The sequence below is a fragment of the Calothrix sp. UHCC 0171 genome (genome assembly GCF_034931845.1).
In the GTDB taxonomy this organism is placed as follows: Bacteria; Cyanobacteriota; Cyanobacteriia; order Cyanobacteriales; family Nostocaceae; genus Brunnivagina.
The window spans coordinates 233,737-259,856 of the sequence record NZ_JAYGHN010000001.1 but is presented as its reverse complement, the minus strand read 5'-3'; the positions used below and the strand labels follow the sequence as shown (position 1 = coordinate 259,856).

Here is a 26,120-nt window from a genome sequence, read left to right as displayed (position 1 = left end):
TGGGGAGATGGGGAGATGGGGAGATGGGGAGATGGGTTGCCGGATTTTGGAGAAACGATATTTTAGATATTTAACGCGATCGCAGAAAATATTTTTATGATCTGTTTACCGAAAAATATCCCCAACTTGAAAACAGTCGGGGATAAGCACATCACAGATTTAATGACATGTTATTTACATCAGATAAACTGTATATTTCCTCATATTTCCTCTTTTTTTACTGCTGTTTTCACAACTTTCGACATTAGGGAGAAAGTTTGAGAAAAATCTAGCCGCGATTTTTAATTAGCATTACTTCCACAATACGTGTGGCAACATCAATATCTAAGCCCAAAGCTTGGTATAAATCATTTAAAAATTCTTGTTCTTCTGGAGCGACAACACCATCAGCCAGAATTAAATCAGTTGCAACTGCAAACGCTGACTCACGCATTTCATAGGGTAAAGAATCTTTCGCACTATCAAACAAGCTATTCATTCCTTCACGCCGCAAAATTCCCAAAAGCTTGTCAAACATACGCTGCATCACCTCATTCGGGTAGCTGCGATACATTTTCATCCTTGATAATGCTAGGGAAATACCCCGTGATTCTTCGTCCGAAAGGTATCCATCAGATGCGATCGCTGATAAAGTTATGGCAGCAAAAGCTTCTGCCGGGGTGAGAGCGTCTTTAACCGTATGATTACCTAGCACTTTGTCAAATAAACCCATTTTAGTGTTATCCTTTGTTTGGAAATATTTAGAGATGATGTTGCACTAGTTAAACTGCGAGTAGGCATAGTAACTCGTGTAACGTCGCTTTTCTATTAATCTCAGTATTCCCTGATTTTGGTAAAAAGTAACACTAGAGTCTCAGTATAGAGATTTAGATATGGGTATGACATGTTAGTTGTCAACTTTCTGCCCACGCCAGAAAGGTTATGGGTTTCAGCACATACAAGTCAAATATTTGTGAGTCTACCGATGTCTTGTTGATATCTTGCCAACGTTTGCATTCAAAACTTTGTCAAATACTTCTCTACGTTTCCAGGCTCAAAGATATCGTTTCCAAAGAGTAATTACAGGCAGTACAACTAAATACCATGTGTACCGTCATGAACAAGATGATGTGATCGCATTGTGTAGTGTTTCGTTGGTCAGTCGCGATCGTTAAATTTAGCATTGCAGTCAATGCAGCCAAAACAGGAAATATATAAACTTTTATTACGGCGATAATTAGCGGAAGCCGTATTTTGGGATGAGAATCGCTTTGTGATGGAAATACTGGTTTTACAGCACTGCTAGGTAAATCAAGTACGGATTATAGGCGGAAATGCCTAGTTATTTAGCTTTTCGACTTTTGTATTCTGCTGGACTATCTGTCGCTGGTTTTTTCAAATGATTCAATCACTGCTAAACCAATGCCTGAAGCCGCCATGAGTAGAACTACTGAAGCCAGAAAGGCATTTACAAGCATCTGGAGGGCATCGCCAAAGAAAATATAATTGTCCATTTTTTTATCCTCCTAAGTTTTGTGTGGTATTTGGCTATGTGTTTATTCCTTCACACCCCAGGCATCAAATTTCGTTAAAAATTTGCTAGTAATCGTATCTTAACAAAACTTTAGCAAAATAACGATACGATTTTTAAAAAATCTTTCCCAGGATTAGCTGACTTTTGGATGATATTTTGTTAAACATTGAGACCTAGGATAGATATTCTGTAATATCTGTTTCTATCTTAGGTAAGTATTTTCTAAGTTTATGTATCAGTTCATCTAGTCACACCAAGTATCAGTAAAGCAACGATGAATTTACTGGAAATTGAAATAATTAGCGATCGGCTTGTGCTGAAAGCGATTGATATGCAGTACAAAGCAGAGATTTTTAGAGAGTTTACACCAGAAATTACAACTTACATGTTTCCTCGCTCTGCTAATGACATATCTGAGACAGAATCGTTTATTCGGGATTCTTTAAAAGAATTGAGGAATGGGTATAATTTAGAACTGGTAATTTTGCAAAAAGACACAAAAGAATTTTTGGGATGTACGGGAATTCACAAAATTAATACCAAAATGCCGGAATTTGGCATCTGGCTCAAGAAATCCGCCCAGGGAAATTATTACGGTTTTGAAACAATTACTGCACTTAAGCAATGGGCTGAGGAAAATTTGGACTCCGAGGGGTTTGTTTATCCTGTTGATAGAGATAATTACTCTAGTCGGAGAATTCCCGAAAGGTTAGGAGGTCAAATTGTTAAGGAATATGACAAGGTTAATTTGAGTGGGAAGATTCTACATGTAGTGGAATATTGGATTGTTAAGCAAAGTGTCTAACTAAACCAAACACTTTTCAATTGTGGCAACAACCGACTGTGAAAGCGCATCCAAATCGTAACCACCTTCCAAGCCAAATAAAATCTTGCGAGTCACCCCTAAACAATACTCGGTAAATAACCCGTAATCTTGGGGTTGCAGGTTAATATTTGCTAAAGGGTCATTGGCGTTTGCGTCATAACCAGCACTGACAATGAGTAGATCTGGTTGAAATTCTGCCAAAAAAGGTACAACCATCCTTTCAAATACTGGTTGATAAATACTAATATCGCTACCTGGTGGAATTGGAATATTGAGGACGTTGTTGTGAAAACCTTTCTCTGTATGCTTGCCAGTGCCGGGATAGCATGGATACTGGTGTAGCGAACAATATTCAATTTGGGGATTATTCTCGACGATATTTTGGGTGCCGTTGCCGTGATGTACATCCCAATCGAGGATAGCAACGCGATTAATTCCTGATTGTTCGAGAGCATAATGTGCTGCGATCGCAGCATTAGAAAATAGGCAAAAACCCATCCCTGTCTCGCGTTCGGCGTGATGTCCAGGTGGACGTGCCATGACAAAAGCTGGTTCTTCACGTTCGAGGACAATATCAACTCCATCTAACCAGGCGCTCAATGCTAGTAATGCAACATCATAGCTACGAGGTGAAATGGTAGTTTCGTTGTCGATATAACCCCCACCAGTTGTTGCTATTTCTTTGACTTTCTCAATGTAACTACTTGCATGTGCTTGTTCTAGAAGTCGCATCAAGGGACGTTGAGATGCGGGAGTTGGTAACTTCCACTCGATTTGTGAAGCAATTTTACCTTGTTTTAAAGCCGCAGTAATAGCACTCAAGCGATCGGGTCTTTCTGGATGCATTTTCCCGGTTTGATGTTCCAGAAACTCGTCGGAATAAATAACTGGCAGCATGTCACTTTTTCAAGGATGGTAGGAGGATATTGAAATTGTACAGGGAAAGGGAGGGGGAGAAGGGGAGACGCGGTGAGGGGGAGACGCGGTGAGGGGGAGAGAGGGTGAGGGGGAGAAGAAGAAGTTAAAATATCTCCGTGTTGAAGATTTCGGGGACTCAAAGCTTGATTGACTTTGACTTCATTGGGGGCAGATTATGCATTATATGGTCTATTTTGCTAGGGTGTTTAATCATATCTAATATCTCTGGGGACAGTGAAGTAGCTTCGCTTTCAGAAGTAGTTTTTTTAGTTTGATTAATTTCTTTTTTATGGTTAATGATTTTTATTTCGCGATCGCATAACCATCTCCCCATGACTGAAGGTCTTACTTCAACAGTATTTCTGGGTTTAAATTTTGTTTTAAAAACCTAATTTTTAATCAGAGATATTGATTTAATCTCTACCACACAATGCTGTCAAAAGCTGTAAATACAAGAGTTATATACAAAAAAAGACTGCGGATAAAAATATTTAATGCATCAACAATTTACGCCAAATTATGTTAATAAATCAATAGTTTTTTAGGCGTTTTGATTGTAATAAAATGTCTGCAATAAATTATTGCTCCCTTATTAACAGCTTATTTCCAAATCTCGGTTTTGATTTTTAATTTTTATTTTGGATTTTCTGCGATATTAATTAGTAAATTTGACGGCAAAAAAAGATAGTCTATGTTAGAATTGTAGCAAAATATAGCAATTATTCAAAAATACTTAGGAATAATTTTGCTTTTTTCCCGTAATAAAGGCTAAAAGTAGCAAATTTTGGAGTTATTTAGGCTATGACATTCTCTCAGGAGAGGATTATCCCGACAGACCTGCGAAATGAAATGTCCAGGTCTTACCTGGAATACGCGATGAGCGTCATCGTAGGTAGGGCGCTACCTGATGCCAGGGATGGTCTGAAGCCTGTACATCGCCGGATTTTGTACGCCATGCATGAGTTGGGGCTGTCTGCGGATCGACCCTTCCGGAAATGTGCGCGTGTAGTCGGGGAAGTATTGGGTAAATATCACCCGCATGGTGATACGGCGGTATATGATGCCTTGGTGCGGATGGCGCAGGATTTTTCCATGCGATCGCCTCTCATCAACGGGCATGGAAACTTCGGTTCGGTGGATAATGACCCCCCGGCGGCGATGCGGTACACTGAATGTCGCTTGCAAGCTCTGACAAGTGCCGCTTTACTGCAAGATATTGAGTCGGAAACTGTCGATTTTGTCAACAACTTCGATGGTTCACAACAGGAACCAACGGTATTACCATCGCGAATCCCCCAGCTATTACTGAATGGCTCGTCGGGTATTGCCGTGGGCATGGCGACGAATATACCACCCCACAACTTGGGTGAATTGATTGATGGGTTAGTGGCATTAATTCACAACTCGGAAATCACCAATAACCAGTTGATGCAGTATATTCACGGTCCCGATTTTCCGACGGGGGCGCAGGTATTAGGAACTGCGGGAATTCGTGAGGCTTATACTACTGGGCGCGGTTCCATTACAATGCGCGGTGTTGCCAATATCGAAACCATTGAACAGCGCAACCGCCCAGATCGGGAAGCAATTATTATTACCGAGTTGCCTTATCAAACTAATAAGGCAGCTTTAATTGAAAAAATTGCCGAATTGGTCAACGATAAGCGGATTGATGGTATCGCCGATATTCGTGACGAAAGCGATCGCGATGGGATGCGAATCGTCATTGAACTCAAACGGGATGCCTATCCCCGTGTGGTTCTCAACAACCTCTACAAGCAAACCCCACTGCAAGCCAACTTCGGTGCCAACATGTTGGCTTTGGTGAATGGGGAACCGCAAATTCTCACCATCAAGCAGTTCCTGCAAGTATTCCTTGATTTCCGCATCGATGCGATCGCTCGTCGTACCCGCTATGAACTCCGCAAGGCAGAGGAACGGGATCATCTCTTACAAGGTTTGTTGATTGCGCTGTCACGTCTGGACGACATTATCGCCTTGATTCGTCACGCAGCCGACGCTCCCACCGCTAAAGGTGAATTGATTAGCACCTATGGACTATCGGAAGTGCAAGCCGATGCAATCTTACAGATGCAATTGCGGCGTTTGACTGCGTTGGAAGCAGATAAAATTCGCCTTGAGCATGAAGAATTGCAAGTCTTGATTGCAGACTTACGCGATATCTTGGCAAAACGCGAGCGAATTCTGGAAATTATTGAAACCGAGATTACGCAAATTAGAGAAAGATTTGCAACCCCTCGGCGTACGGTAATTACTCATGCGGATGGGGAATTGGATGATATTGACCTCATTGCTAACGAAAAAGCGATAATTTTAATCACGAAGCAAGGTTATATCAAGCGAATGCCCGTCAACACCTTTGAAGCTCAAAGTCGGGCTACTCGCGGGAAAGCGGCAGCAAAAGTGAAAGACGATGACACCGTCGAGCATTTCTTGACATGTTGCGATCACGATAGCGTCCTGTTTTTTAGCGATCGCGGCGTTGTTTACTGCTTAAGAGCTTATCAAATTCCAGTTGGTTCGCGCACTAGTCGGGGAACTCCAATAGTGCAAATGCTACCAATTCCCAAGGAGGAAAAAATTACATCGATTGTTCCTGTGGATGAATTTAGTGCTGAAGAGTACCTGGTAATGCTAACAAAGGGCGGCAACATTAAAAAAACTGCCTTGGAAGCCTTTAGTAATATTCGTTCCAACGGCTTAATTGCCATTTCCTTGGAGGAAGGAGACCAACTGCGCTGGGTACGTCGTGCCAAACCTACAGATAGCGTCCTTGTGGGTTCACGTCAAGGCATGGCAATCCACTTCCGATGCAACCACGAACAATTGCGTCCATTAGGAAGGGCAACTCGTGGTGTGAAGGCAATGAAGTTGAAAAAAGGTGACGAACTCGTGGGTATGGATATTTTACCTGCGGCAATCCTCGACAACTTAGCAGATGTTTCCGAAGTTGAAACCGAAGAAATTGACGCTCCAGAAGTTGAAATTATCGAGAATATCGAGGGTGAAGAAACTGTGGAGGTTTTGGAAACTACGAGCATTGGTCCTTGGGTATTAGTCATTACCACAGGGGGGTATGGCAAGCGGGTTCCAGTTGCCCAATTCCGCCTACAAAATCGTGCGGGACAGGGTTTGATGGCAACTAAATTCAAGAGTAAAAAAAGTAAAGACAAACTAGCAACACTACGTATTGTCCACAGTGATGACGAAATCATGATGGTGACAAATCGTGGTATCATCATTCGCCAAGCCACAAATGCAATTTCCATTCAATCGCGATCGGCTACTGGGGTGAGGGTACAACGTCTTGATGAAGATGATGCAATTACAGGAGTTGCGATTGTACCACCAGATACGGGTGAAGCCGCAGAAATTGAGGTTGAAGGAGAGGGAGAAGGAGAACGCGAAGAGGAATAAGTTGTAATTTTGCTCCTGGCTACAGGTAAATGCGATCGCAATTCTTGGTTTAACCAAGTCATTCTCGCGACGTAGAGTCACACTCAAACAAGATAATTTCGTAGTTCGTAATTCGTAATTCGTAATTAAAGACTCTTAAAATGACGAATAGCCAATTATCAATTACGAATTATTTTGGCAAAGGTGATGAATTTAAAAAATCTACGTCAATTCGCAACTCAAAACTCAAAACTCATAATTGCCTTAGTTAGTGGGGTGTTGATGGGTATCACCGTCGCCCCCTTTAACGTTTGGTTTTTAGCCTGGTTTGCCCTTTCCCCCCTTTGGGTTTTGGTTCTCATCCACAAAAAATCCCCAAGGATAGCAGGGAAAAATCATATTTCCCCTTTCTCTCTAGCACTCCTTCCCCTGCTTTGGGGAATTGGTTATCACGGCACTGCATTATTTTGGATTACAGGAATTCACCCAATGACATGGATGGGTGTACCTTGGTTAGCCAGTATTGCGATCGCTTTTTTTGTGTGGACTTTTATTACTCTTTGGGGTGCGGCATTAGTAACTATTTGGGCAATCAGTTTATTTTGGATTCATCAACAATTCACCAGTCAAAATCCCCAATCCAAAACCCTTGCTTTCACCCCCTTAATACGTGTTCTGATTGCGACAGCAATTTGGTGTGGACTCGAAAAAATATGGAGTTTGGGTCCCCTGTGGTGGAGTTCTATTTCGTACACCCAATCACCGTATAATTTGGTAATTTTACACCTGGGACAACTCACCGGAACATCTGCAATTACTGCTGCGATCGTTGCTATCAATGGCTTAATTGCAGAGGCATTTTTAGTGTTTCTCTCCAAATCTCCCCATCCTTCCGCATCTTTTCAGCTACTTGTCAAAAAATCACCTGTAAATAAATATCTCACTAAATATCTCACTATTGCTGCCGGATTATTTATTACCCTACATCTAATTGGTTATAGTTTATACTCTCGACCTCTGCCACAAGCACCAGCAACAGCACTGAAAATTGGGATTATTCAAGGCAATATTCCCAACACAATTAAGCTCTTTCCAGAAGGATTTCGACGTGCCATTCAAGGCTACACAAACGGATATTTAACCTTAGCAGCGCAAAATGTAGACGCAGTATTAACACCCGAAGGTGCCTTACCATTTTACCTGCGCGACATTCAACAAGGCTCGTTAGTAAAAGCTATTCGCGAAAAAGGCGTAGTTGCTTGGATTGGGGGATTTGGCGAAAGAGGAAACAGCTATAACAATAGCCTGTTCACATTTACGGGTAAAGGCGAAGTATTCAGTCGCTACGACAAACATAAATTAGTTCCCCTGGGAGAATATATCCCCTTTGAAGAAATTTTAGGCGGAATCATCAATCGCTTATCACCCCTAGAAGCGCATCAAGTACCAGGTGCATCGAACCAGTTATTTAATACTCCCTTTGGACGTGCCATAATTGGGATTTGCTACGAATCGGCATTTCCCGAACAATTTCGTCGTCAAGCTGCTGCTGGTGGGGAATTTATTCTCAGTGCTGCCAATAATGCCCATTACAGCAAAGCTATGCCAGCACAACATCACGCCCAAGATATCATGCGAGCGATCGAAACTGATAGATGGGCAGTACGGGCAACTAATACAGGATATTCAGGTTTTGTAAATCCTCATGGTAAAACCCTGTGGATATCAGGACATAATACTTACGAAACCCATGCCGAAATAATTTATAAACAACAAACAAAAACCCTATATGTACGCTGGGGAGATTGGCTAACACCGTCATTACTTGGTTTATCAATTTTAGCTTTGTGTTTACATATCTTCTCGCCGAAAGATGATTTTCATCAGTAATACTTCAGTAAGACTAAAGAATGTGGATTAAATAAAGTACAAAAGTATAAAAGTAGGGTGCTGTTAGCAGAGCGTAACGTGCCATTCCCAATCAAATCGACAATTGTAGGTTATTAAATTCTCTGAAAATAAAATAGACGCTGAGAATTTTTAAGCACAAATTATCAGCAAAGCTGAATATAATGATGATGCGACTACAATATCTAAAAATCTACCAGGGAAAGTATAAATGGAAAATATACCTCAACAACGCAAACTATTATCAGCCCTATCCCACGGGTCAATATTTTTGAGTTCTACTGTTATTTCTATTGGTGTACCAATTGCTATATTTATAATTAGTGAAGACCCAGTTGTCAAAGAAAACGCCAAAGAATCCCTCAATTTCCACATTAATCTCTATATTGCCGCAATTGTGTTTGCATTCCTAATTTTGATTGCGATCGGTATTCCCTTGCTAATTTTGCTAGGGATTGCAAGTTTTGTAATGCCAATTATTGCAATTATTAGAGTAATTGAAAACGAAAATATACCATTTCGCTATCCGTTTATTTTCCGTTTTTTCTAATTGATGCTTATTAATTTTGTGATACTCAGTAAAAAATGTGATGTTAATAATTAAAATATAAACCCTCATTAATAGACGTGAATTAGACGAATAAAATATTACCTCTCTGCTACCTGTTGATCGCTCCGTTTCAATCACTTAAGTTTCTAGCCCCTTCTCTGGTAGGGAGTTGGGGTTAGGTTGATCGAATTCACATTAATTTATTGACACAGGTTAATTTTTTTATTCAGAATAATTACGGTGTTATTCGCCAAATTTTCACCGTTCCATCTTCGCTACCACTAGCTAATGTTCTACCATCAATTGTAAAAGCAACAGACCAAACACGACTATCATGTCCTTGCAAAGTGCGAATTTCGTCACCATTAAAAGGATTCCACAATTTAATCATTTTGTCGCTACCGGCACTGGCAAGTATTGTCGAGTCAAAACTCAAAGCAATCGACCAAACTGTATCGGTATGACCCTTAATTGTTCGGTATTCTTGTCCGTTTTCGATATTCCAAAGCTTGATTGTTCGATCTGCACTAGCACTAGCTAAAGTGTTGCCATCAGGGGTGAAGACTATTTGAGTCACAGCATTATTATGACCTTTGAAAGTGCGTAATTCTTCACCAGTCAAAGCATTCCATAACTTGATATTTTTGTCATTGCTACCTGTGGCAATTGCTTTACCATCAGGACTAAAGACTACTGAAGTAACTCTACTAGTATGTCCTTTGAAAGTACGAATTTCCTCGCCCGTTCCTAGATTCCAAAGTTTAACAGTTTTGTCGCTACTGCTACTGACAAGAGTTTTTTTATCTGGACTAAAAGCAATATCTGTCACTCCATCACTATGACCTCTGAAGGTACGTATTGCTTCACCTGTTTCCACATCCCAAAGTTTAATAGTTCTGTCATTACTACCGCTTGCAACTGTTCTCCCATCCTGGCTAAATGCAACTTTGACTACTGCTTCAGTATGTCCTTTGAGAGTGCGTATTTCCTCACCAGTTTCCAAATTCCAGATTTTAATAGTTCTGTCACTACTAGCACTAGCTAAAGTCTTCGCATCCGGAGCGATCGCCACTGACATCACGTAACTAGAATGTCCTGCTAGAGTCTTTTGTAAAAAAGTGCTACTAGCTAAACCACTAATTAAAAATGTAGGTGCTGATGGAAACACTTTATAGCGCATATAACCGTAAATTTGCGTACCAGACAAAGTCACTACAACAACAACAACAGTTAACAAGGTTGAGTTAAAGAACTTTGAACTTTGGTTACTCCGTTGGCGTAGGAAAGGGGGTAATAGATTAAATGTTGCTCTTCGCTGCGGTTTGTTTGCTTGGTTTTGTTGTGGTGATGGTGTCTGCTGATGATTGCTGGAATGCAAGGAGATGGAAGGTAATGGAATTTGCTGCGATCTGGATGGGTTTCCTCCTCCTAAATTTACTCCTAAATTTAAATGTCTATGTACTTCTTCCGCAGATTGATAACGTAAATTGATATCTTTTTTCAGGAGTTTATCGAGGACTTCGCCCAATTCTGGACTGATTTGCTGTTTCAGATATTGTCGCCAAGAATTCACCCATCCATATCCGTATTCTGTCCATAGCTGAAATGGCGACACTCCAGTCAGTAGATGAAAAGATGTCGCACCTAAGCTAAATAAATCGCTAGCTGGGTAAGCTTCGCCACCATTAATCTGCTCAATGGGGCTGTATCCAAACGAACCAATTGTCGTCCCTGGTTTGCTTTGAACAGTCGCAGTTAGTTGTTTAGAAGCTCCAAAATCAATCAGAACGATATCACCTTGTGCTGGTATTCCTGAGGTTGGTTCGTGTAATCTTGGAATTGATGGTGGGTTGGATGGTGGATTTGTCCCTCGATAATTACGGTACTGAATCGCACGACGCATAATATTTTGAGGTTTAATATCGCGATGAATGACTCCGTGTTCGTGGATAAAGTTAAGAACAGGCAGTACATACATGAATAACTCGCGAATATCCGCTTCAGTGAATTGCGATCGCTGTTGTAGTTCTTTGAATAAGTTTTGCCCTTCGATATACTCTTGGACTAAGTACAAATAGCTATCTTGCTCAAAGTAGGCTAATAATGTTGGGATTTGTGAATGTCTTCCCAATTCTTGCAAGCGTTTGGCTTCTTCCTTAAACAATTCAATCGCTTTGTTCAAAGCCCAAGTTCCCTGGACTTTTGGCGCTAGTTGCTTGACAACGCAAGGTTCGTTCAGCTTGTCAACATCTTCTGCCAAGTAGGTTCTGCCAAATCCTCCCTCATCGGAAAGCACTTTTGTGACGCGATAATGACCTCGAAGCAATGGAATCAGAGGTGCGCTGCAACTCTGGCAATATTGATTCCCGTCAGGATTGATGGGATTGGGGCAATCTGGGTTGAGGCAGCAGAGCATCTTCCGGTAAGGATGACTGTTTAGAAGTTAATGATAGCTCTGGTTAGGAAATAGAACTGCAAAATTGCCGAATTTTTTATTATTGTTTTGATATTCAAAATAAGAGGTTATGTATAAAGTAAACTTTAAGACCAAAAAACCGGTTTCTGGGATTTAAGTAGGGAGCATCATCTGACTTTTTGATGAGAAACCGAGTTTCTCTCTACGCGACTATCCTGAATATTTACTTTATAAATGAATGGTCTCTAATACCATTTCACGAAAAATATGATACAGATGTAAATCCTGAAAGCTTTGCTGCATCTCAGTTTTTTTTAATTGCGAATTGCGAATTGCGAATTGCGAATTGGTATAAGGGCATTGTTTAGCTATAACTTCAGTTCAGGTAAAGTTGATGTCATCTACCTATTTTAAGTCAGTATTAAAAATCATAATTTAAGTATTATTTACTATTTTTCTATCTAGGGATTGTCAAATTAGTATCAGGTGTTGGTGTTGGTTCTACAGGAAAAATTTTATTTTCCTCATTTGTTAAATCGGGTATTTGTTGAGGTGGTTTTTTTCGCTGACTTTCCCTGGATGGTTTTGTGGTTGATGTGGGAACGGGGAATTCGTCGTTTGGTGAATTTATTGGTGGTGTTTCTGTTGGTAATATTGTCTCTATTGGCGTTGGTACTGAGTTTGGTGGTTGCTCCAATGGGGGCGTTGTCGGTATTAAAACTGGGGGTTTTTCTAAGCCGACGGTTAAGCTATAGTTCTGCTCCAATATTCCTGGTAAGGTTGTTAGCTGAATAATGTATTTACCAGTAAAAGGTAAAGTGCCTTGATAGGATGCAACATCCTTGGCGATCGCATCGACTGGTTCACGATTGGGGGCTAAAACCGTTAACAAAACACCTGTCTCTTGGGCTAGTAATGCAGTTAGTTGTTGCCCCTCTTCCCCTTGAAAGGTATATTGAATTGTTTCATTCGCCCGTAATTTTCCGGGAACGGTGACTGTCGTCGAGGCACCAAAGATTAAACGTTTGCTATAAATTACAGGTTCGCTATTCGTAATAGTTGGTGATGGTGTTGGTGTAGAAGTTGGGGCTTCGGTAATGACAGGTGAGGGAAAGGATTGTGGGGAGGTTGCGACTACTGGCTGCTGGCTTCGAGAGCGATAACGAATGTTGCTCACTAATGCCCAAGAGCCAAAACCAGCTAAGACCACAACGGCAGCACCGATTGCGCCAACGGCAAGGGGATTATCTAAAACTGAACGATTGGGGTCGCGGATTTCGGGTTCAGGTCGGCTTGGGTTAGTGGGGGATTGTATGGGTTCTGGACGGCGACCAACAGCGATGGTTTTCACATTGGAGAGGTTTGGGTTGGCGGCTCCTGGCTGGTCGATTAATTTTAAAGCATTAATCACCTCGCCTGCGGTTTGAAAGCGATCGCCCGGTATGTAATTCAACATTTTATTCAAGATTTGGGCAAATCGTGGATTGACATTGGCAAAGCGCTGCCAAGTCCACAGGGCTAAATTCTCATCATAAAGTTCTTGAGGTTCTTTCCCTGTCAGCAATACAATTGCTGTCACCGCCAAGGCATACAAGTCGCTATTCGGATATGCCCTTCCTGTTTGCATTTGTTCTGACGGGGCATAACCCAATTTCCCCACCGATGTCACCGAAGTATTACCTTCGAGGGATTGTAACTTATTCGCCAGTTCTTTAACTACGCCAAAATCAATTAAAACAGGTTCGCGATCGCGGTTCCCACTGCCTTCATTTGTATTGTTTTGTCGCAGAATAATATTTTCTGGAGAAATATCTCGATGAATAATTCCCCGACTATGAAGATATTCGAGAACGGGAAGTAAAGAACGCAACAAATGTAGAACTTCTTGCTCGTTAAATACACCAGCAATTACTTTTCTTTCTTCCAGTAAAGTGCGGTATGTCTTGCCCTCAACATAATCTTGGACTAAAAATAACCTTTGCTCCTGCTCAAAGCGCTCACGAAACTGAGGAATTTGCGGATGTTGAATTTGATACAGTATTTCCGCCTCGCGCTGAAATAACTGTTGTGCTTTCTCCCAACTAGAACTATTCCCTGCAGCAATTGGAATCAATTCTTTAATCGCACAAGGCTCATTAAAGCGACGCTGGTCTTCTGCCAGATAGGTTCTACCAAATCCGCCCTGACCCAGAATATTAATAATTCGGTAACGATTTTGGAGGATTGTGCCGACTGGAATGGGTGGTTGCATGGTTCTATTGATTTAATTGAATTGCATTAATTGCAACAGAAGGGAAAATTCCCCAAAAATATCCGCAAAAATTACGGGAGTGCAACGAGAACTCCCATAAATAGAATAGCGATAATTATATAGTTGCTGCTGTAGCCCATACTAGCTAAGTCGCAGTCAAACGACTTGCATAATACTATTTTCACCTCAGCTTAACAAGAAAAGGATTCTCACAGGGCAGACTATCCCTCTCAAAACTAAGAAAAACTACGCGATCGCACTTAATTGAATACTACACTGAGGATACTGACTCCGGCATCCTCATATTCTTTATCAATCGATCAATTAAAAATTCCATATAAATTCAGTTGAGAATCTTTTTGATCAGCTATAAATTAAGTTAGTGGGGTTAAATTACTCTACTAAGTAAACATGAAGATGTTTTTGATTTTTACTTGATTTTTACTTCTAAACTAAAAAATCAAAAGATCAGTCTTATTTCTAGACTTAATCTCTGTTAAGCTGTCAATGGTTACGTCGGAGAGGCGCTTAAAGATTGATGTGGTTTAGTTTTACTAAGAAACTTTGAAATTTTTTATCAAAGCTTCAAAAACTGATACATCTTTTTTTAGTTGTTCTACTCCAGTAAGCCAAATATCTTCTGATGATAAGATTGCCATGAATGCACATCGAGGATCTGCTGTGCTTAGTTCTGCAACTTTAAAAGTGCAGCCAGCGCCAACAGGACTAAACGAAAACAATCGCCTGCGGCTGTTCTCTGGCTCTGCCAACTTACAACTTTCCCAAGAAGTCGCCCGCTATCTGGGGATGGATTTGGGACCGATGATTCGCAAACGTTTTGCGGACGGAGAACTGTACGTTCAAATTCAGGAATCAATTCGAGGTTGCGATGTTTATCTCATCCAACCTTGCTGCAATCCTGTGAACGACAACTTAATGGAACTGCTAATTATGATTGATGCCTGCCGTCGGGCATCTGCAAGACAAGTAACAGCAGTGATTCCATATTATGGCTATGCCCGTGCGGATCGCAAAACCGCAGGACGGGAGTCAATCACAGCCAAATTGATTGCAAACCTGATTACCGAGGCAGGCGCAAATCGCGTTCTGGCGATGGACTTGCACTCATCACAAATTCAGGGCTATTTCGACATACCTCTCGATCATGTTTATGGCTCTCCAGTCATCTTTGACTATTTAGCCAGCAAAAAATTTGAGGATATTGTCGTAGTCTCCCCTGATGTTGGTGGTGTGGCAAGAGCAAGAGCATTTGCGAAGAAGCTCAATGATGCCCCACTGGCAATCATCGACAAACGTCGCCAAGCACACAACGTTGCCGAAGTCTTAAATGTCATCGGCGATGTCAAAGGGAAAACCGCAGTCTTGGTTGACGACATGATTGACACTGGCGGAACTATCACCGAAGGTGCCAAGTTATTACGCCAAGAGGGTGCAAGACAAGTATACGCCTGTGCAACCCACGCAGTTTTTTCACCACCAGCGATTGAACGCTTATCAAGCGGTTTGTTAGAGGAAGTCATTGTCACCAATACAATTCCCATCGGAGGCTGCGATACATCGCCCGAAGCCCTCCGTAAAAGCTTCCCACAGTTAGTGGTTCTCTCGGTGGCAAATCTACTTGGGGAAACAATTTGGCGCATACACGAAGATAGCTCTGTAAGTAGTATGTTCCGTTAACCTCAATTTTGACTGTAACTGCGATTACATTAATTGGGAAAAATAGGAAAGGGGGACAGGAAAGGGAAAGAGTTATTTATATGCTTGGGAGTGAAATTTTTTTCATCTTGCTTAACTTTACTTCCCCCCTCCCCCTCTCTAATTCTGTCGAATTAATCCGAATTAATTATAAAACGAGTATTCTCATAATACTGTAGTTTGTATAACTATAAATGAGCGATCGCTCTTGAGAAAAATTTCTGGTTTACTGATTGATTAAAATTATGCAAAATTATGCAAATTCGTGCGGAAACTACGCAAGACTATCTGCAAATAGCGGAAGTTAATACTTTGGCATTCGGCAGAGAAAATGAAGCTAATTTAATTACTGAAATTCGTAATTCTCACTTTTATATTCCCGAACTCTCTTTAGTTGCAGAAATTGATAATAATATAGTCGCTCATTTGATGTTTAGCTATATTCATCTCATTGGAGAGGAAAGATTGCGGGTATTGAGTCTAGCACCTGTAGCTGTAACGCCGGAATTTCAAAAGCAAGGTATTGGTAGTGCTTTAATTAGAAATGGCTTAGAAAAGGCTGATGCTATGGGTGAGGCTTTAGCAATTGTGCTAGGTTATCCTTTGTTTTACAATCGCTTTGGTTTTGTGTCGTCAACTATTTATGGAATTAAATCTCCCTTTGATGTTCCTGAAGATGTTTTTATGGTGAAGGTTTTTGAAAACTCTCAACCGAAATATCAAGGTGAGGTTGTTTATCCTCCTGCATTTTTGCGGGTTTAAGCTAAAAAGTATCTTTTCTTCGGGAATTAAGTTCTTAGTAGACGAATTGCCGATAGTGAAGCAAATCCTAATAATGTAATGACATGGCAGGAAATTAGAGCTTCTATTCGTACATAATAAAAAAGAAGCGATCGCACATTCAAATAACAGACATGTACCCAAAAAAATTGCCTTTTTTGGAATCTATTTCTTGGCAAATCACAGATGTTTATAAACCGACATTAGAAGAAATGTTGAGCAGTTACGAAAGGGGTTGGCGATATCGCGATATATTTAATAATTTAGAAGGTGAAGAACTCAATTTTCTCAAAGAAATCGCCAGAAAATATCGCTCATGGTTAGTTGTTGAACTATGCGATTTAGATTAGAACGTCATAATCAAATTCTGACAATTCTTGAATGTTTAAATAGTGAGCTACTGAAAAATTGTTCTGCTTATTTTGGTGGTGGAACCATTCTTACTTTAGATTTTCAAGAATATCGTTCTAGTGTAGATATTGATTTTATTGCTTCTGTTAATAATGGAGGTTATAGATATTTACGCACGGTCATATTTGATAATGGATGTGAGGGATTATTTAACGATTTAAGTAAAATAAAATTAGGACGTAATACCACCGATCAATATGGAATTCAGATGGTTGTCTATGTTGAAGATATCCCTATTAAAACAGAAATTATTGCAGAAAATCGCTTTCAATTAGACTCTCCTAGATATCCAAATTGGTCTCCTGTCCCATGTTTAAGTTTAAATGATTGTTTTACTTCTAAACTACTATCAAATTCAGATAGATATATAGATAAAAGTGTTAAATCTCGGGATTTAATAGATTTAGCTGTTCTCAGATTACAATCTCCAATACCTCAATCGGCAATAGATAAAGCTGAAAATGCCTATGAGGTTATACGACCCTTAAAAAAGGCGATCGCACTTTTTCAACAAAAACCTGAAGATAGACAAAGTTGTTTTGAAGAACTACAAATAAGTGAAAGTTGGATATGTAAAATAATTGATGATATTGATTTACTTTGCTTAGATTTTGGTTTACCTAAAATTGATAGAATTTTTAAAGAAAAACACGATTTATAAACAGATAATTTTTAAAGTTTTTAGGCGATTTCAGGTTTTCGCATGGGTTTTTACAGATTCCCAGAGGAAATTACACCCATACTTTCCAAGAATCCTGCAACTTGTAAAATCTTTGCTTCATTGTCAGGTGCGGCAATGATTTGTACACCTAAAGGTAAAGCATTTGCTCTGTGAATTGGCACTGATAAAACTGGTAAACCAATAAATGATAAAGGCTGCGTAAATTGCCCTAAATAAGGGCGCACGAGTATTTCTTCACCATCCAAAATCATTGTTTGTTGTCCAATTAAGGGTGCAGTAATTGGTGTAGTTGGGGCAATAATGACATCGACATTGGCGAAAACTTCCCGAACTTTATCGCGATACCATCTTCTAAAACGTTGCGCTTGAAGATACCATTGACTGGGAATTAAAGCACCTGCTAAAAAACGATCGCGTGTTGCTGGATCAAAATCTTGTGGGCGATCGCGCAATTGATTAAAATGCAAATTAGCTCCTTCTACAGCAGTAATTACAAATGCCGCAGCACGGGCACGATGGCTTTCGGGTATGGTAATGTAATTTTTTATATTTAATGCATCAGCAACTTTTTGTACTGCTGCCAATGCTTCTGGTTCTGCTTTTTGGGTGAAATAATCGCCGGCTACAGCAATTTTAATTCCATCAATATGGGGAAAAGACGGGATGTGTCGCGTCTCTACATTTGGACGGTTTGTGCAGATGGGATCGCGTTCGTCATATCCTTGTAAAATATCAAATGCGATCGCAGTATCCCGTACTGAACGTGTAAATGTGCCTATGTGATCGAAACTGCTGGAAAATAATGCGACTCCGGCACGGGATAATCTACCATAGGTGGGTTTGAAACCATATACACCGCATAAAGCCGCAGGAACCCGAATCGAACCATTAGTATCTGAACCGAGTGTGAGGGGCAGCAAACCCGCAGCAACGGCAGCAGCAGAACCTCCCGATGAACCTCCAGCGACTCGGTTAATGTCATGGGGGTTGCGAGTTGCACCATAATGGGAATTTTCTGTCACAAAGCCATATGCATACTCATCCATATTTAATGCACCTACGAGTATTGCACCTGCTTGTTTTAATTTTTTGATAGCGGTAGCATCTTCGGTTGCGGGAGGATTTTCTGCGTTGATTTTTGCACCTGCAAGTGTAGTTAAACCTTGGATATCAAAAAGATTTTTGACTGCAAAAGGTACACCAGCAAGTACACCAGGATTTTTACCGGCAATTATTTCTTGATCGATACGTTCTGCATCAACTAGTGCGGTTTCACTGGTGACAGCAGTGAAACAATTGAATTCGTCATTACTGGCTGTAATTTTTGCTAAAGTAGCTTTAATCACGTCAACAGCACTAATTTTACCTGCTTGGATAGCAGTTGTAATTGCGATCGCATCTAATTTCAATAAATCCATAATTAATAGAATATTTTATAGACTGATAATTTTTGAATTGTTAGTTATTCTAAATATCCCCGATCTATGGAAAAGTTAGGGATATTAATTCCTTCGTTAAGGTTCAAAAACTGGTGCAACTTCAATTTCTTCTGATAAATCGAATTCATTTACCAATTTTGCAATTGTTTGAATTCTCTCAAAATTAGCAGTTACCCCATCTTTATATTCCTCCCGTAAATTCAAATCTACCAATAAAGCCATTTGCTCTACATATATTTTTAGATCGATTAGTTGATTTTCCATTGATTACTTATCTCAGCTAAAGTTAATTAATCCTAAATTTAAATACATTGAAAATCATTAAATTCTCATCGCAGCACCAGGTCCCAAAGGTAAACCCAACACAAACCAAATCACAAATAATAACGACCAAGCAATCAAAAAAGCAATCGAATAAGGCAACATTAGAGAAATTAAAGTACCAATACCCAAATTGCGATCGTACTTTTGACCAAAGGCTACTACTATAGGGAAATAAGGCATCAAAGGCGTAATAATATTAGTTGTAGAATCGCCAATTCGATATGCAGCTTGCACCAATTCCGGTGAATATCCCAGCAACATAAACATCGGTACAAATATGGGAGCCATGATTGCCCACTTCGCAGAAGCAGAACCAACAAACATATCAATTAAAACACTAATCAAAATGAATAGTATTAGTAGTGGTGCCCCAGTAATTCCGGTCGCTTTTAAAAAATCAGCACCTTTAACAGCGACAATTATCCCCAAATTACTCCAAGCAAAGTAACTGATAAATTGTGCCGCAAAAAAAGCCAGAGCAATATAATAACCCATTCCACTCATGGAATTACCCAAAGCTTTAGCGACATCTTTATCATTTTGAATTGTGCCTGCAACTTTACCGTAAACAATACCAGGAATTAGAAAAGCTAGCGCAATAATAAATACGATTCCTTCAATGAAAGGAGAAGGAATAATTGTGAATTTTTCTGGGTCTCGTAAAATACCTTGTGGTGGAATTAGTAAAACTAAAATAAAGGCTATAAATGCTAAAAAAGCATACCCTGCCCAGCGTAAACCTTTTCTTTCCCTAGCAGAAACATCCTCCATTTCCATATCAGCTTCACTTGCATCTACACCTGTATATACACCCAAACGCGGTTCGACAATTTTCTCGCAAATAAACCAGCCAATTAATGTAATTAAGAACGTAGAAACCGCCATAAAATAATAATTAGCAGTTGCATTCACTTGATATTCAGGCTTAATTAATTGTGCTGCTGTTTGCGTCAATCCTGCTAACAAAGGGTCAAGAGAACTGATGAGTAAATTCGCACTAAATCCTCCCGCAACCCCCGCAAATGCCGCAGCTAAACCCGCTAAAGGATGCCTGCCAAATGCCAGGAAAATCACAGCGCCCAGTGGAACAAGCACCACATAACCGGCATCAGATGCTACATTTGCCATTACACCAGCAAAAATTACAGTCGGGGCAATTAATCTTCTAGGTGTAATCATCACAACTTCCCGCAGAAGTGCCGCAAGTAAGCCAGTAGCTTCGGCGACACCAACACCTAACATTGCGACTAAAACTGTGCCTAATGGCGGAAATTCAACAAAATTTTTAACTGCTTGCGTAAATATTTTACGGATACCGTCGGGTGTTAGAAGTGATACTGCTGCGATCGCTTTGCCATTACCGGGATGAACTACAGATAAACCAACGGAAGCTGCTATTGTACTAACTACTATTACCAGCAGCGACAATATAAAGAATAGTGTTAAAGGATCAGGTAATTTATTTCCTAATTCTTCGATCGCAGCTAGGGATTTCTCTAACAATGTCAACTTTCCTGTGGTTGCAGATGCCTCTTCTTTTCTTGTTTCTCGCACTTGTCTCGCCCTGATTTCTATGTATGAATTATGACTTTAGCGAGAATTTTAGCGGAAATATTGTAGTTAGGGATACTTTTTGTATTTAATTTTATGCAGAGACGTAGAGAGTTAGAGAGAATTTCCGAGGAGATTGATTTTTAAAGATTTTCCGGTAAATGAAATAAACCTGTTGTATCTGCTTCAAAATCAATGACTTGGTATACAGCATCCACATTTAGTTCACCATAAATATGAGGAAATAAGTCATTATCAGCAGGTTCGTATTTAATTTCAGCTTGAACTTTATTTTGATCAATATATAAAAGGACAAGATTAGTTTGATTTTTAAAAAATTTATTAGCGGTTTTAATAAGTTGCGATCGTCTTGAACAATGAATAAATCCTTCTGTTTTTAGAGAATCTGCACGATAGCTACCAGCAAGTTTTGCATTTTCCCATGCGAGTCGTTGAGTAATGTGATGAATTGTATTCATAATTGTTATTTTGTAGTTATTTTTATATTCTAAATACTGGATAATTTGGGTGTTTAGGGTTAGGAATTAGACATTGATTTTTGCAATCTACTAATAAATCTAAAGTTTCTAAAACAGTTTGACCAATTAAAACTTCATTTCCCGTAACTAATGTAACCTCAGTTGTTTCACGTCCTTCTATCTCAATAATTACAGGTTCTGTTAATCCTACACTTTCTTCCCTTCCATCTGCATATTGTGCATTTTGTTGACCTCTAATTTTTAAACCAAGCTGTTGAACTATACTCATTGGCAAAATAGTTCTTACAGCGCCAGTATCTACAAGTGCTTGTGTTTCAATTACTCGTAGCTGACTTGGGTTTAATAAACCACGATTAACCAAAATTTCATCAACAGCATTGGTTAATTTAACTTTTACTCTTACCTCTCCCATTTCTTTATTGATGTTGCTATTAGAACGATTGAAGTCTATCATGTTACCTTTCCGTTTCTAAACAATCAATCTCATGTTAGTAAAATAGAATAAAGAACTGCTGTTAAATTAGAAATTATTTAACATTTACCTATCTTAATGTTTCTTTTCAGAAAGTATTATTTCCCGAAGATCATCTAGAGGTGATTCTAGCTCCTTCGCATCATTCGCACAAAAATCTAAGGCTAAATCAATACTAAGTTTATCATGCTCTTTGTGGCTTTTAGGAGGTATAATTTCTATTGAATAACTAACTGTTAAACGTCCTGATTGCCAACCTTTAGAGCCGATTTTTAAAAGCTGACAATCTATCCCATTTGCTGATGAATTCCATAACATATTTCCACATTTTAAAAAAGTCCCATTAATAGAGATACCTTTAAAAATATCTTTTACGTAATAACTTTTGTATATTTCTGTTTTAAATTTTGAGCGAATATTCTCTAATAGCAATTGTTTAAATCTATCAACAGTATAAGTGTCTTTTAAAAAGAGTAAAACATCATTATTATCTAAAACAATAAATTTATTAGATTCACTGTTAGTTAACATTGGTAGGTAATAAATTTTAATGTAATCAATTTCGATTCTAATTTATTCCGAATTTTCTAAATATGATAATAGTATAAATACTGATTCATCTGATACTTGATGTCTATCTGCTAATGGCAAAGAGCAAAAATGATGAATATCGATAAATATAATCATAAATTTATCTGCGTTTATCTGCGGTTAATTAAATCAAAAAACACGTAATAATTATATAAGTAATTTTATAATGAATTAGTTGGATTTACAGAAACTGCTGAAATACAAAAATCTGGTGAACATAAACCTGGAAAATTTAAAGTTGTAACTTCCAAACTATTTAAATTAACTTCTCGAATCACATGATTATTTGTATCTGCAATATATAGAGAATTTCCAAAAACACTTAATCCAGATGGTTCAGAAAAACTTGCATTAATGCCAATACCATCTTGCAAAGAAAAGCCGCCATTGCCTAGCACAGTTTTACATTCACCCGTACTAGGATTGATAGATTTTATTTTATGGTTATAAGTATCAGCAATCCAAATATTGCCATCTGCATATTCAATTCCTAAACAATGTTGTAGTAAAACATCTTTACCAACACCATCTTTATCACCAAATTCAAATAAATTTCCACTTCCACAAATTGTTCTAACTTGTGCAGATTCTCCTAACCCCACACCACGAATTGTACTATTTTCACTATCAGCTACGAATAATTCATCCCCATTAGTAGTAATACCACTTGGCTGGGCAAATACTGATTCCATCAAGTTGCTATCATAACAAGCCTCAGCACCAGTACCCGCACAAGTGCCAATAATATTACTATCTAAATCCATTTTCCATATTTGATGCGAACCTGCGATCGCAATAAATAAATTTTTACCTATCTTTACCAAATCCCAAGGTGAATTTAACGCTGTTTCTAATGCTTTCCCATGGTGACGATGAATATTACGACTTTGTTTTCCAGTGCCAGCAATGGTTTTTACTTGTTGTCTAATTAAGTCAATTTGGCGAATGCTGTGATTATTTGTATCAGCAATGTAGAGAATTTGATTTTCGGAATCAAATGTCATTCCTTGTGGTGCTGAAAATTCCACTTCTGTGAAATTACCATCGATTAAACCAGCTTTACTAGTACCAATTATATTGAATAATTCACCTGTTAAAGAGGTGTGAATAATCCGATTATATCCAGTATCAGTAATCAATAAACCTACATTTGTCGCTAATACTTTGCTAGGAAAAGATAACGGTGTAATAATAGGCGATCGCTGTTTTTCTAAAGTTAAATTTAATTCTTGAAATTTAATTGTATTTTGTTTGCTATGCTGCTCGATTATTTGCTGAATTAATTCTTCTAAAATATCGCGTTTTCCTTCGCCTATTACTGAAGCAACAATATAACCTTGAGGATTAATTACTATTAGTGTTGGATAAGCGCGCACTGCATAATCTTGCCAAATCTTAAAGTTTTTATCTACTAAAATAGGATGTTCTATATCGTAGCGAATGATTGCTTGACGAACATTTTCAATCTCCTTTTCATTATCAAATTTTGCCGAATGTATGCCAATAATTGTCAGACTATCTTTATATTTTTGTTCGAGATATTTTAAATCTGGTATTATATGTAAGCAATTTATACAACAATAAGTCCAGAAATCTAAAATAATAATTCGACCTTTCAATTCTTTAATGGATAAAGGTTTATCAGTATTCAACCAAGAATTATTTTGTGGTAATTGCGGTGCGCGAAGACAATTGCTAAATAATTTCATAACTATATCGAAGAGAGCGTCTTTAATTTTTTTGGGAATTTTAATTAACGTACCTCTTTAGGCTATAGGTGCAAGCAGTTTCCTATAAAGCAGCAAGCTGCAACTAATAAAATATACCTCTCTCCTACGGAAGTATAGAGAGAGGCTGGAAAGGATAATTGCCCGTTTTAATCAACTAAGCTCTTAGCTTCCTTTATCAAAGGAAAAGATGAAGCTAGATTCCATCAAACACAGGTTTAATTACTACTGATTTTCTTCACTTACCTCAGTTTCTTTTGTTTCCACATTGGCAGAAGACTCAGGTTTTGGTATTTGTAAACGCTGCAAAAACTTACTTGATTTAATCTTCTCTAACTGATTCGTCACTTTTTGCTGTAATGTATTTGTTTTCTCAACTGGAATTACTTCTGGTTTTGGTTCAACCTGAGTTTCAATAGTTTGAGCTTCAACAGGTTTAGCTTCAACAGGTTTAGTTTCGACAGGTTTAGTGACTGGTGTGGGTGTTACCTGAGGATTTTGTAAATATTTACTAAATCTAGATTTAGCGGGTTCTGTTGGTGTGGGAGTTGCTTTAATGCTGGGAGTATCTATTACATTTGGTGTCTCAGGTGAAATACTTGGCTGATTATTAGGTAAGGGAGATTGTAATGCTGGTGATGCAGATGGTGTAGTTATGGGTGTAATTACAGGTTTCTCTACAGGTAAATTCGCAGGTGAATGTTGGAAGTATTTACCAAAGTTGGATGTTTTTTGTGGAGCTTTAGGAATCTCAGGTATGCTTGTTTTGTCAATTATTTCTGGAACTAACTCAGGTGCTTTGAGTGTTTCGCTGGCTGTGGGTTCTGGTGTCGCTTTTACACTTGGTTTTGCTGTAGGTGATTTCAGGACTTCAGGTTGAGATAATTCGCCAGATTTTGCTTTTTCAGGTTGTTTTAATTCAACTTTGGGAATTACAACAGGTACTTGAATTTCAGGAATATTAACTTCAGTATCTGTTGGTTTTTCTTCTGTTATTTGTGTTTTTGGTGCAATTTCTAACTTTGGTTCAATTTTAGGCTCAATCGTCGGTGTCGGTGTTGCTGTTACTGTCGGTTCCACAATAGGTATTGTAACACTATAATTAGGGTCTATAATACTACGAACTTGTTCGGTTGAAAGCTCACCTCGAATAATTTTGGAAAGTGTATCTTTACCTTTTGGCTCGTAATCAATACTTCTAACTGTAGTGTTAAAAACGTTTTTAACTACTTTACCTTGTCCATCTAAAAATTCAATCTTTACCCAGTTTTTACCTGGTTTAAATCCTTTCAAATATACAGATTCCCATCTATCTAATACAAAGCTTTCACCGTTAATCGTACAGCGAATCCGCCAATCCCCAATGTCGTCTTTTAAAATATCTTTACCAGCAATTTGTAGCGGCGCATTAGTTAGATAAAAATCTAAAAGGATTGGTTCTGCCCCGTATTCACCTTTAGGGCGACTATATGTTAATAAAGGTTGGGATATATTGGGATTATTTTCGTCAGTTTTTGTAAAGACATGGAACGTAGTTTGCGCGTATGCTCCTTCATTTTTAAAACTTTCATGCCAAGGACGTGATGCAAAAACCCGTAATGTGTGTGTACCCGCAGATAAGTTGGATAAAGTTAAAGGCTGATTGATATCGTAAACAGCTATGTAGGGTTGATTATCAAGGATTACATGCAGATGAGGACCTAATTTATATTGCGAATCCTGAAATATTGGTAAATCTTTAACTTGAAAGCGAACATCCACCGTGTCGTTTTCCAGAACTTCGTCCGATTTAGGACTTACTATTTTGACTTGTGGTTGATTCTTTTCTAAGCTGCGTCGTAATTCTTGAATAACTGACGGTGGGGAAACTTCAGAAATTTGATTAGTTAATTGTGGGTTATCTCGTACCTTTCCCGATGTGAAGGGTTCCTGACTAACAGCTTTTCCTCCACAACTACTCAAACTTAAAATTAGTACGATCGCTATTAAGGATTTTGTAGCTTTTTTAATTATTCCACAATCCCAACGCCAAGACTTTGCGATCGCTCCTACGAACCAAAATTTGATCAATTTCACCAGTTATACCTCGTCAACAACTGAAAAATCATTTTGGCTTAAATTGTTCACC

At 38.8% G+C, this 26,120-nt stretch carries 22 protein-coding genes; 9 read left to right on the top strand and 13 right to left on the bottom strand.

Going from position 1 to position 26,120, the window contains the following annotated elements; genetic code table 11:
- Window positions 1-268: 268 nt before the first annotated feature.
- Window positions 269-712, bottom strand: a complete 444-nt coding sequence (locus VB733_RS00985) for a tellurite resistance TerB family protein (RefSeq protein WP_323338251.1) — start codon at window positions 710-712, stop codon at window positions 269-271.
- A gap of 292 nt (window positions 713-1,004) precedes the next feature.
- Between VB733_RS00985 and VB733_RS00980 the strand changes: the two genes are divergently transcribed.
- Entirely contained in the window at window positions 1,005-1,154 is a 150-nt protein-coding gene (locus VB733_RS00980; RefSeq protein ID WP_323338250.1) for a hypothetical protein, read from the top strand.
- 201 nt (window positions 1,155-1,355) lie between these two features.
- Here the strand turns inward: VB733_RS00980 and VB733_RS00975 are convergent, their stop codons facing one another.
- Window positions 1,356-1,493, bottom strand: a complete 138-nt coding sequence (locus VB733_RS00975) for a hypothetical protein (RefSeq protein WP_323338249.1) — start codon at window positions 1,491-1,493, stop codon at window positions 1,356-1,358.
- Between the two features lie 294 nt (window positions 1,494-1,787).
- Between VB733_RS00975 and VB733_RS00970 the strand changes: the two genes are divergently transcribed.
- Window positions 1,788-2,318 carry a GNAT family N-acetyltransferase gene (locus VB733_RS00970; protein WP_323338248.1) on the top strand — a complete coding sequence of 177 codons (531 nt, stop codon included), beginning with the start codon at window positions 1,788-1,790 and terminating at the stop codon, window positions 2,316-2,318.
- Here VB733_RS00970 and VB733_RS00965 read toward each other — a convergent pair whose 3' ends face one another.
- On the bottom strand, window positions 2,319-3,236 hold the full coding sequence (locus VB733_RS00965) for a histone deacetylase (protein WP_323338247.1): 918 nt from the start codon (window positions 3,234-3,236) through the stop codon (window positions 2,319-2,321).
- An 822-nt stretch (window positions 3,237-4,058) separates the two neighbouring features.
- On the opposite strand from VB733_RS00965, the gene gyrA reads away from it, so the two are divergent.
- The 3 genes from gyrA (at window position 4,059) to VB733_RS00950 (ending at window position 9,132) form a co-directional block, all read left to right on the top strand.
- Complete coding sequence (gene gyrA, locus VB733_RS00960; protein WP_323338246.1) at window positions 4,059-6,695, top strand: DNA topoisomerase (ATP-hydrolyzing) subunit A; 2,637 nt, start codon at window positions 4,059-4,061, stop codon at window positions 6,693-6,695.
- Between the two features lie 186 nt (window positions 6,696-6,881).
- Window positions 6,882-8,564, top strand: a complete 1,683-nt coding sequence (gene lnt, locus VB733_RS00955) for an apolipoprotein N-acyltransferase (protein WP_323338245.1) — start codon at window positions 6,882-6,884, stop codon at window positions 8,562-8,564.
- Window positions 8,565-8,793: 229 nt separating this feature from the next.
- Window positions 8,794-9,132, top strand: coding sequence for a DUF4870 domain-containing protein (locus tag VB733_RS00950; RefSeq protein ID WP_323338244.1), 339 nt, complete (start codon window positions 8,794-8,796; stop codon window positions 9,130-9,132).
- A 235-nt stretch (window positions 9,133-9,367) separates the two neighbouring features.
- Here the strand turns inward: VB733_RS00950 and VB733_RS00945 are convergent, their stop codons facing one another.
- Window positions 9,368-11,548 (bottom strand): serine/threonine-protein kinase, encoded by a 2,181-nt coding sequence (locus tag VB733_RS00945; protein WP_323338243.1) that lies wholly within the window; start codon window positions 11,546-11,548, stop codon window positions 9,368-9,370.
- Between the two features lie 457 nt (window positions 11,549-12,005).
- On the bottom strand, window positions 12,006-13,799 hold the full coding sequence (locus VB733_RS00940) for a serine/threonine-protein kinase (protein ID WP_323338242.1): 1,794 nt from the start codon (window positions 13,797-13,799) through the stop codon (window positions 12,006-12,008).
- A 657-nt stretch (window positions 13,800-14,456) separates the two neighbouring features.
- On the opposite strand from VB733_RS00940, the gene VB733_RS00935 reads away from it, so the two are divergent.
- From VB733_RS00935 to VB733_RS00920, 4 genes are all read left to right on the top strand, one after another.
- On the top strand, window positions 14,457-15,497 hold the full coding sequence (locus VB733_RS00935; protein WP_323338241.1) for a ribose-phosphate pyrophosphokinase: 1,041 nt from the start codon (window positions 14,457-14,459) through the stop codon (window positions 15,495-15,497).
- Window positions 15,498-15,770: 273 nt separating this feature from the next.
- Entirely contained in the window at window positions 15,771-16,277 is a 507-nt protein-coding gene (locus VB733_RS00930) for an N-acetyltransferase (RefSeq protein WP_323338240.1), read from the top strand.
- A gap of 152 nt (window positions 16,278-16,429) precedes the next feature.
- Complete coding sequence (locus tag VB733_RS00925; RefSeq protein ID WP_323338239.1) at window positions 16,430-16,645, top strand: hypothetical protein; 216 nt, start codon at window positions 16,430-16,432, stop codon at window positions 16,643-16,645.
- Complete coding sequence (locus tag VB733_RS00920) at window positions 16,630-17,367, top strand: nucleotidyl transferase AbiEii/AbiGii toxin family protein (protein ID WP_323338238.1); 738 nt, start codon at window positions 16,630-16,632, stop codon at window positions 17,365-17,367. Before VB733_RS00925 ends, VB733_RS00920 begins: the two co-directional genes overlap by 16 nt.
- A 50-nt stretch (window positions 17,368-17,417) precedes the next feature.
- On the opposite strand, the gene VB733_RS00915 is transcribed toward VB733_RS00920, so the two are convergent.
- From VB733_RS00915 to VB733_RS00880, 8 genes are all read right to left on the bottom strand, one after another.
- Complete coding sequence (locus VB733_RS00915) at window positions 17,418-18,806, bottom strand: AtzE family amidohydrolase (protein WP_323338237.1); 1,389 nt, start codon at window positions 18,804-18,806, stop codon at window positions 17,418-17,420.
- Window positions 18,807-18,902: 96 nt separating this feature from the next.
- Entirely contained in the window at window positions 18,903-19,091 is a 189-nt protein-coding gene (locus VB733_RS00910; protein WP_323338236.1) for a DUF4089 domain-containing protein, read from the bottom strand.
- A gap of 57 nt (window positions 19,092-19,148) precedes the next feature.
- Window positions 19,149-20,705: an AbgT family transporter gene (locus tag VB733_RS00905; protein ID WP_323338235.1), complete on the bottom strand. Its 1,557-nt coding sequence runs from the start codon at window positions 20,703-20,705 to the stop codon at window positions 19,149-19,151.
- Between the two features lie 140 nt (window positions 20,706-20,845).
- Window positions 20,846-21,181 carry a DUF952 domain-containing protein gene (locus VB733_RS00900; RefSeq protein ID WP_323338234.1) on the bottom strand — a complete coding sequence of 112 codons (336 nt, stop codon included), beginning with the start codon at window positions 21,179-21,181 and terminating at the stop codon, window positions 20,846-20,848.
- A gap of 22 nt (window positions 21,182-21,203) precedes the next feature.
- Complete coding sequence (locus VB733_RS00895; RefSeq protein WP_323338233.1) at window positions 21,204-21,656, bottom strand: clan AA aspartic protease; 453 nt, start codon at window positions 21,654-21,656, stop codon at window positions 21,204-21,206.
- 93 nt (window positions 21,657-21,749) lie between these two features.
- A complete protein-coding gene (locus VB733_RS00890) occupies window positions 21,750-22,205 on the bottom strand; it encodes a KGK domain-containing protein (protein ID WP_323338232.1) in 456 nt (151 codons plus the stop codon).
- Between the two features lie 221 nt (window positions 22,206-22,426).
- The gene (locus VB733_RS00885) at window positions 22,427-23,974 is read right to left on the bottom strand and encodes a thioredoxin-like domain-containing protein (protein WP_323338231.1); all 1,548 of its coding nucleotides are present in this window, start codon (window positions 23,972-23,974) and stop codon (window positions 22,427-22,429) included.
- 243 nt (window positions 23,975-24,217) lie between these two features.
- Window positions 24,218-26,068 (bottom strand): hypothetical protein, encoded by a 1,851-nt coding sequence (locus tag VB733_RS00880; protein WP_323338230.1) that lies wholly within the window; start codon window positions 26,066-26,068, stop codon window positions 24,218-24,220.
- Between the last annotated feature and the right edge of the window lie 52 nt (window positions 26,069-26,120).